Raw genomic sequence first — 9,452 nt, 5'->3', positions numbered from 1 at the left:
GAAGAGAACTTTGTAGTATAGTTAGAAAAAATAAATGAAAGGAACAGGTATATAGACGGAATGAATGAAGTTCAACAAAGTGGACTGTACCGTTCTGAGTTTGAGCACGATAACTGCGGAATAGGTGCAATCGTAAATATTAAAGGGCAGAAGAGCCATGATACAGTGGCGAATGCCTTAAAGATTGTGGAAAATTTAGAGCATAGAGCTGGCAAAGATGCCGAAGGTAAGACAGGTGATGGAGTTGGAATCTTGTTACAGATTTCGCACAGGTTTTTCTCCAAAGTCTGCGAACCTCTCGGCATCTTTTTAGGTTCTGAAAGAGACTATGGTGTGGGAATGTTTTTCTTTCCACAGGATGAACTGAAAAAGAATCAGGCAAAGAAGATCTTTGAAGTGATCGTAAAAAAAGAAGGGATGAATTTCCTGGGATGGAGAGAGGTTCCGGTAAGACCGGAGATACTCGGAAGCAGGGCGATAGAATGTATGCCATATATTATGCAGGGCTTCATTGAACGTCCGGCGAAGGTGGAAAAAGGGCTTCCGTTTGACAGAAAGTTATATATTGTACGCCGTGTATTTGAGCAGAGTGCAGATGATACATATGTGGCATCTTTATCCAGCCGTACGATCGCATACAAAGGTATGTTTCTGGTGGGTCAGCTGAGATCTTTCTTTACGGATCTGCAGGATCCGGATTATGAAGCGGCGATTGCACTGGTACATTCCAGATTCAGTACCAATACCAATCCGAGTTGGGAACGTGCGCATCCGAACCGCTTTATTGTACATAATGGTGAGATCAATACCATTCGTGGAAATATGGATAAGATGCGTGCCAGAGAAGAGAATATGGAGTCTGAGTATCTGAAAGGCGAATTACACAATGTCCTTCCGGCAATCAATACAGAAGGTTCCGATTCCGCAATGCTGGACAATGCGATTGAATTCATGGTCATGAGTGGAATGGACCTGCCGCTGGCAGTTATGATTGCGATTCCGGAACCATGGGCGAATAATAAGAGCATGTCTCAGAAGAAAAAGGATTTCTACCAGTATTATGCGACTATGATGGAACCGTGGGACGGACCGGCATCCATTCTCTTTAGTGACGGAGACTGCATGGGAGCTGTTCTGGACAGAAACGGACTTCGCCCTTCCAGATATTATATTACAGACGATGATACCCTGATCCTTTCCTCAGAAGTGGGAGTTCTGGACATTGATCCGCGAAAGATCGTTGTCAAGGAACGACTTCATCCGGGTAAGATGTTACTGGTAGATACAATAAAGGGAAAAGTAATCGATGATGAAGAACTGAAAGAGACATATGCGGGAAGACAGCCATACGGCGAATGGCTGGACAGCAATCTGGTAGAATTGAAAGATCTGAAGATTCCGAATCAAAAGGTTCCATCCTATTCGCCGGAAGAATGTAAGAGGCTTCAGAAGGCGTTTGGTTATTCTTATGAAGAAGTGAAGACTTCGATCCTGAGCATGGCAAAGAACGGAGCAGAGGGAACGGCCGCCATGGGTATTGATGCACCACTTGCGGTACTGTCCGATCAGCATCAGAATCTCTTTGGATATTTCAAACAGCTGTTTGCACAGGTTACGAATCCACCGATTGATGCCATCCGGGAGGAAGTGGTAACCTCCACAACGGTATATATTGGAAAAGACGGCAATCTTCTGGAGGAAAAAGAGGAAAACTGTAAGATGCTTAAGGTGAATAATCCGATTCTTACAGAAACGGATCTTCTGAAGATCAAGAATATGAAAGAGGATGGCTTCAAGGTTGCGGAGATCCCGACGGTCTATTATAAGAATGCCAGTCTGGAAAAGGCGATAGATTATCTGTTCATCGAGGTAGACCGTGCGATCCATGAGGGCGCCAATATTCTGATCCTTTCGGACCGTGGTGTAGATGAGTATCACGTTGCAATGCCTTCTCTGCTTGCTCTGTCCGGGCTTCAGCAACATCTGGTACGGACGAAGAAGAGAACATCTGTCGCAATCGTACTGGAAACAGGTGAACCAAGGGAGGTACATCATTTCGCAACACTGATCGGCTACGGAGCCTGTGCAATCAATCCATATCTGGCGCATGAGTCGATCAGGCAGCTGATCGATACAGATATGCTCCAGAAGGATTATTACGCAGCGGTAAATGATTATAATCATGCTATTATCAGCGGAATCGTTAAGGTTGCTTCCAAGATGGGAATCTCAACGATCCAGTCCTATCAGGGCGCAAAGATTTTTGAAGCGATTGGCCTGAAGCAAGAGTTCATTCAAAAATATTTTACGAATACTGTCAGCCGTGTGGGCGGTATCGGAATTGAAGAAATCGCCAAAGATTACATTGCAAGGCATTCACAGGCATTTGATCCATTGGGACTGGAAGTGGATATGACACTGAACAGTGTCGGTCAGCATAAGCTCAAGAGTGGTGGAGAAAGACATCTCTATAATCCGCAGACAATTCATATGCTGCAGCAGTCAACCAGACGTGGTGATTATGAGATGTTCAAGAAATACACAGAGATGGTAAATGCAGAGGGTGAGCATATCAATCTTCGGGGACAGCTGGAATTTAATTATCCGAACAAAGGAATTCCGATTGAGGAGGTAGAGAGCGTAGATCAGATCGTTACAAGGTTCAAAACGGGAGCGATGTCTTATGGTTCCATTTCAAAAGAAGCACATGAGACACTTGCGATTGCCATGAATCAACTGCATGGAAAGTCCAACAGTGGAGAAGGAGGCGAGGAAATCGAACGTCTCGATACCAATCGCTGTTCAGCAATCAAACAGGTGGCATCCGGAAGATTTGGTGTAACGTCTCGCTATCTGGTCAGTGCCAAGGAGATTCAGATCAAAATGGCGCAGGGGGCAAAACCGGGAGAAGGAGGTCATCTGCCGGGCGGAAAAGTATATCCGTGGATTGCGAAGACGCGTCATTCTACACCGGGTGTCAGTTTGATTTCACCACCGCCGCATCATGACATCTATTCCATTGAAGATCTGGCACAGCTGATCTATGATTGTAAAAATGCAAATAAAGATGCAAGAATTTCTGTAAAACTGGTATCAGAAGCTGGTGTTGGTACTGTTGCTGCCGGTGTGGCAAAAGCCGGTGCAGGACTGATTCTGATCTCCGGATATGACGGAGGAACCGGAGCGGCACCGAGAAGTTCGATTCATAATGCCGGACTTCCGTGGGAACTTGGACTTGCAGAGACACATCAGACATTGATTCAGAATGGCCTTCGAGAAAGAGTCAGAATTGAGACCGACGGAAAGCTGATGAGCGGACGTGATGTGGCGATTGCGGCAATCCTTGGAGCAGAGGAATTTGGATTTGCCACAGCACCGCTGGTAACGCTTGGCTGTGTTATGATGCGGGTATGTAATCTGGATACCTGTCCGGTTGGTGTAGCTACACAGAATCCGGAACTCCGGAAAAGATTTACAGGAAAGCCGGAATATGTAGTGAACTTTATGCGTTTCATTGCACAGGATCTGAGAGAATATATGGCAAGACTTGGTGTGAAGACACTGGATGAACTGGTCGGAAGAACGGATCTTCTGAAAGTAAAGGATACTCCGACTTCTGAAAGAGCTGCTGCCCTGAATCTTGAGCAGATACTTCATAATCCTTACGAAGGCACGGATACACCGGTGGTATTTAATCCGAAAAAGGTCTATGATTTTGAACTGGAAAAGACACTGGATGAGAGAGTTCTGATGAAAAAACTGCTCCCGGCATTGGAGAAGAAGCAAAAGAGAAGCATTGAAATGGATGTATCCAATACGGACCGTACTTTTGGTACTATCTTTGGTTCTGAGATTACGAAAAGATATCCGGAAGGACTTGCGGAAGACAGTTTTGTTGTAAACTGTAAAGGTGCGGGAGGTCAGTCCTTTGGTGCATTTATCCCGAGAGGGTTGACACTGGAACTGGTTGGAGACAGCAATGATTATTTCGGAAAAGGATTGTCCGGAGGCAAGCTGATCGTATATCCTCCGAAGGGTGTAAAATACAGACATGAAGATAATATTATAATAGGAAACGTTGCATTGTACGGAGCAACCAGCGGAAAAGCATATATCAATGGTGTTGCCGGAGAACGATTTGCGGTACGTAATTCCGGAGCAACGGCAGTTGTGGAAGGTGTAGGAGATCACGGATGTGAATACATGACCGGCGGACGTGTTGCAGTGCTTGGCAAAACCGGCAAAAACTTTGCAGCCGGAATGAGCGGCGGTATCGCATATGTTCTGGATATGGACAATGATCTATATAAGAATGTGAACAAACAGATGGTCAATATTGAGCATGTGACATCCAAGATCGATGTAAATGAACTGAAGGATATGATAGAAGAACATGTAGCCAATACGAATTCTGAAGTTGGGAAAAAGATTTTGGATGATTTTAAGAATTATCTGCCGAAGTTTAAAAAGATTATTCCAATTGACTATGAGCGAATGCTGACTACAATCCTGCAGATGGAGGAACAGGGCATGAGCAGTGAACAGGCAAAGAACGAAGCATTTTATGCAATCAAAGCAGGAAGATAGGGGGCGAGAAAAGTGGGAAAAGCAACAGGATTTATGGAATATGAAAGACAGGATAAAAAAGCAGAAGAACCAGAATCAAGGATCAGACATTTTTATGAGTTTCACACACCCCTGTCAAAAGAAGAACAGGAAATACAGGGAGCAAGATGCATGTCCTGCGGAGTTCCTTTCTGTCAGTCGGGTCAGATGCTTATGGGAATGGCCAGCGGATGTCCACTGCACAATCTGGTGCCGGAATGGAATGATCTGATCTATCATGGCAACTGGGAAGAAGCATATTACCGTCTGAAAAAAACCAATAATTTTCCGGAATTCACATCAAGGGTATGCCCGGCTCTGTGTGAGGCGGCATGCACCTGCGGATTGAACGGAGATCCGGTATCCACCAAGGCGAATGAATATGGTATCATTGAAAATGCGTACAAAAAGGGATATGCGGCGGCAAAACCGGTGCAGATACGTACAGGAAAAAAGGTGGCTATAGTAGGTTCCGGGCCTTCCGGGCTGGCTGCCGCAGATATGCTCAATCGACGAGGACACAGTGTTACGGTATATGAAAGAGAAGACAAGGTTGGTGGCCTTCTTCGATATGGCATTCCGAATATGAAACTGGAGAAACAGATCATTGACCGAAAGATTGCAATCATGGAAGAAGAAGGAATTCGGTTTGTTACGAACTGTAATATCGGAAAAGATAAAAAAGCTGCTTCCTTATTAAAAGAGTACGATCGTGTGATTCTGTGCTGTGGGGCTTCCAATCCGAGAGATATCAAAGTACCGGGACGGGATGCAAAGGGAATCTATTTTGCGGTGGATTTCCTGAAGTCCTCAACGAAAGCTTTGTGGAGCGCTGCCGAGAAGAAGCAGGACGGTTCCTGGAAACTGTCATTGAAAGAAGGCAGTTATATCAGTGCAAAAGGGAAAAAAGTTATGGTGATCGGCGGAGGCGATACCGGTAATGACTGTGTAGGGACTTCTATGCGCCACGGCGCTGCGTCGGTGCTGCAGTTGGAGATGATGCCGAAGGCACCTGATCAAAGGACGGCAACAAATCCGTGGCCGGAATGGCCGAGAGTCTGCAAGACTGATTATGGACAGCAGGAAGTAAAAGCAGTGTTTGGTCATGATCCAAGAGTATACCAGACAACGGTCAAAGAGTTTTTAAAGGATCCGGAGGGAAATGTAAAAGAAGCAGTTCTTGTCAGACTGGAGCCAAAGAAAGATGAAAAGACAGGGCGAATGATTATGTCCGAGATCGCAGGCAGTGAGTATACGGTTGAAGTGGATCTGGTATTGATTGCAGCCGGTTTCCTTGGAAGTCAGGAATACGTTACAAAAGCATTTGGTGTAGAGACGAATGCAAGAACCAATGTGAAGACACCGGACGGTGAATATCAGACAAGCAAAGAACATGTATTTACTGCCGGAGACATGCATAGAGGACAGTCACTCGTGGTATGGGCGATCCGCGAAGGCCGTGAAGCAGCGAGAGAAGTAGATATCAGTCTGATGGGATATACGAATATGTATGTACAATAAGACGACATAGATAAGATTTCCGGAGAAAGATTGTTACGAAAATGTTAAAAAATATTGCAAAACACTTTCTTATCATGTATAATGATTCTCAGATATAGGAGTTATTCTGTCTTTTACTATATCGAATGAGGGTAGAGAGTATAATATTTGTAAGAAAGAAGAGTGAATATGAAAAAAATTGGAGTAAGAATCGTAGCGGCTATTGCTACAAGCTCATTAATCGTAACACCGGTTATGGCAGCACCATCCGTTGATAAATTGAAAGAAGATAAGGCAGCAAAAGAAAGCGAAGTATCTTCTCTTCAGGAACAGTTAAGGGGAATCTTATCCGAGATCGGTAATCTGGAAGAGGAACTGATCTCTATAGGTGAGCAGAAGCTTCAGGCAGAGAGTGACCTGAAGGATGCAGAAGAAAAAGAAAAAGAACAGTATGAGGCAATGAAGAAACGTATCCAGTATATGTATGAAGAGGGCAATACCTCTGCATTTGAAGCACTGGTTACCGCTGATGATTTTACAGAATTGATCAGTAAAGCTGAATATGTTCAGAATGTTCATACATATGACAGAGAACAACTGCAGGAATATGTTGAGACGAAGCAGGAGATTGCAGAATTGAAGACCAGCCTTGAAGAAGATGAAAAAGAACTTGAGACAAAGCAGGTTGAATATGAAGCGAAAGAAGATGAGCTGAATACAACGATTGCGGCAAAGCAGGATGAAGTGGCCAATCTGGATGCTGAGATTCAGGAGGCAGTTGAAGCAGCGGCAAGAGAACTGGCGGCTCGTCAGGAAGCAGAGCGTCAGGCACAGCTCGCAGCAGCAAATAATAATAATAACAATACGAATAATAACACCAACAACAATACGAATGGCGGAAATACCGGAAATACCGGAAATACCGGAAACACGGGAAATACCGGAAACACGGGAAATACAGGAGGGACGAATAGTTCTGGCGGTTCGACAGTCAGCGGTCCGAATGCAAATGGAAGTTCAATTGTCAGCAGAGCATACAGTCAGCTTGGTAAGCCTTATGCATGGGGTGCGTGTGGACCGAACAGTTTTGATTGTTCCGGTTTCGTTAGTTATTGCCTGACTGGAAGTTTTAGTCGTCTTGGTACAACGTTTACTTTCATGGGGTGGCCAAGAGTCAGTGATCCACAGCCGGGAGATGTTTGCACAACATATAACCACTGCGGTATCTATATCGGCGGCGGACAGATGATTCATGCACCGCATACCGGAGATGTAGTAAAAGTTGGTCCGGTGCAGTCCGGTATGATTTTTGTTCGGCGTCCATAAGACAGAATAAAAAGTATATATGATCATCTATTATGTAGATAAAAAAGCCTTGCAATAGCAAGGCTTTTGTGATATTATGGTATGGTCGCAAAAAACACGCATGTGGTTGTCCAAGATGGTGCCAAAGCTTGATTACAAGCCGGTTTCAAGGGCTTACACATATGCGGAAGTAAAAAAACCAGATGGAGGAAAGAAACATGAGCGTTATTTCAATGAAGCAACTTTTAGAAGCAGGTGTTCATTTTGGACATCAGACAAGAAGATGGAACCCTAAGATGGCTCCATACATCTACACAGAGAGAAATGGTATCTATATCATCGACTTACAGAAGTCTGTTGGTAAAGTAGATGAGGCATATCAGGCAGTAGCTGATATCGCAGCAGAAGGTGGCACAATCCTGTTTGTAGGAACAAAGAAACAGGCTCAGGATGCTATCAAAGTAGAAGCTGAACGTTGCGGAATGTATTATGTAAATGAAAGATGGCTTGGAGGTATGCTTACAAACTTCAAGACAATCAAGAGCAGAGTTGCCCGTCTGAAAGATATCGAGAGAATGTCTGAAGACGGAACATTTGATGTACTGCCGAAGAAAGAAGTTATCCAGATTAAAAAAGAGTGGGAGAAACTTGAGAAGAACCTTGGCGGAATCAAAGAGATGAAGAAACTTCCGGATGCAATCTTCGTAGTAGATCCGAAAAAAGAAAGAATCTGTGTTCAGGAAGCTCATACACTTGGAATTCCACTTATCGGTATTGCAGATACAAACTGTGATCCGGAAGAGTTGGATTATGTAATTCCAGGTAATGATGATGCTATCCGTGCTGTAAAACTGATCGTATCCAAGATGGCGGATGCAGTGATCGAGGCGAATCAGGGTGCAGCAGAAGATGTAGAATATGTGGAAGAAGAAGCAGTAGAGGCAACAGAAGAATAAGATTCTTAATGAAAGTATATTGGAGGACAAGATCATGGCAGTTACAGCTAAGATGGTAAAAGAATTAAGAGAAATGACAGGCGCAGGAATGATGGACTGTAAAAAAGCTCTTAACGAAACAGATGGCGATATGGATGCAGCTATTGAATACCTGAGAAAAAATGGTGAAGCAAAGGCTGTTAAGAAAGCTGGACGTATTGCAGCAGAAGGTATCGTTATGGCAGATGTTCAGGGTGACAACACAGCGGCAATCGTTGAAGTAAACTCTGAGACAGACTTCGTTGCAAAGAATGCTGATTTCCAGGGATTTGTTAAAGCTGTTGTTAATCAGGCACTTGCTACAGAGAATACAGAGATGGAAGCTTTCATGGCAGAAGCATGGAATGAAGATGCAAGCAAGACTGTTAACGATGCACTGACAGAGAAGATCGCTGTAATCGGTGAAAAACTCAGCATCAGAAGATTTGAGAAAGTTACAATTGAAAATGGAACAGTTGTATCTTACATTCACGGTGGTGGAAGAATTGGTGTATTAGTTGTTGCAGAGACAGCAGTTGTTAACGATGCTGTTAAAGAAGCACTTAAGAACGTTGCAATGCAGGTTGCTGCATTAAATGCAAAATACATCAGCCAGGCTGATATTGAGGCAGATTACATTGAGCATGAGAAAGAAATACTTCTTGCTCAGATCATGAACGATCCGAAGGAATCCCAGAAACCGGAGAAGGTTATTCAGGGAATGATCAACGGACGTATCAACAAAGAGATGAAAGAAATCTGTCTGTTAGATCAGGTATATGTAAAAGCAGAAGATGGAAAACAGTCTGTTGCTAAGTATCTTCAGGAAGTTGGAAAAGCAAACGGAACAGAGATCAAGCTTCAGAAATTCGTTCGTTACGAGACAGGTGAAGGTCTTGAGAAGAAGAATGAAGACTTCGCAGCTGAAGTTGCAGCTCAGATGGCTGGAAAGTAATTTTTTAAGTCCAAAGGATACAGAAAACTTAAATATGAATCTTAAAACCCTTGAAAATTCAGTATTTTCAAGGGTTTTTTCTTTTCCGTGGCACTTCATATATTGCATTATAA

At 43.8% G+C, this 9,452-nt stretch carries 5 protein-coding genes; all 5 read left to right on the top strand.

Annotated elements, in window-relative coordinates; translation table 11 throughout:
- The first annotated feature begins 60 nt into the window (after nt 1-60).
- The 5 genes from gltB (at nt 61) to tsf (ending at nt 9,339) form a co-directional block, all read left to right on the top strand.
- Nucleotides 61-4,587 carry a glutamate synthase large subunit gene (gltB, locus tag JQM82_RS12925; protein ID WP_235250773.1) on the top strand — a complete coding sequence of 1,509 codons (4,527 nt, stop codon included), beginning with the start codon at nt 61-63 and terminating at the stop codon, nt 4,585-4,587.
- 12 nt (nt 4,588-4,599) lie between these two features.
- On the top strand, nt 4,600-6,126 hold the full coding sequence (locus tag JQM82_RS12920) for a glutamate synthase subunit beta (RefSeq protein ID WP_235250771.1): 1,527 nt from the start codon (nt 4,600-4,602) through the stop codon (nt 6,124-6,126).
- A gap of 168 nt (nt 6,127-6,294) precedes the next feature.
- Nucleotides 6,295-7,431, top strand: coding sequence for a coiled-coil domain-containing protein (locus JQM82_RS12915; RefSeq protein WP_235250769.1), 1,137 nt, complete (start codon nt 6,295-6,297; stop codon nt 7,429-7,431).
- 197 nt (nt 7,432-7,628) lie between these two features.
- Nucleotides 7,629-8,366, top strand: coding sequence for a 30S ribosomal protein S2 (gene rpsB / locus JQM82_RS12910; RefSeq protein ID WP_235250766.1), 738 nt, complete (start codon nt 7,629-7,631; stop codon nt 8,364-8,366).
- 34 nt (nt 8,367-8,400) lie between these two features.
- Entirely contained in the window at nt 8,401-9,339 is a 939-nt protein-coding gene (gene tsf, locus JQM82_RS12905) for a translation elongation factor Ts (RefSeq protein WP_235250764.1), read from the top strand.
- The last annotated feature ends 113 nt before the right edge of the window (nt 9,340-9,452 follow it).

It is taken from the genome of Faecalicatena contorta, from assembly GCF_021531995.1.
GTDB lineage: Bacteria > Bacillota > Clostridia > Lachnospirales > Lachnospiraceae > Dorea_A > Dorea_A contorta_A.
This window is presented reverse-complemented; position numbering and strand designations above follow the sequence as displayed.

What these genes read in the sequence shown, in the direction of transcription:
- rpsB (WP_235250766.1), top strand. Translation starts at nt 7,629, where the DNA reads ATGAGCGTTATTTCAATGAAGCAACTTTTAGAAGCAGGTGTTCATTTT.
- gltB (WP_235250773.1), top strand. Translation starts at nt 61, where the DNA reads ATGAATGAAGTTCAACAAAGTGGACTGTACCGTTCTGAGTTTGAGCAC.
- tsf (WP_235250764.1), top strand. Translation starts at nt 8,401, where the DNA reads ATGGCAGTTACAGCTAAGATGGTAAAAGAATTAAGAGAAATGACAGGC.
- JQM82_RS12915 (WP_235250769.1), top strand. Translation starts at nt 6,295, where the DNA reads ATGAAAAAAATTGGAGTAAGAATCGTAGCGGCTATTGCTACAAGCTCA.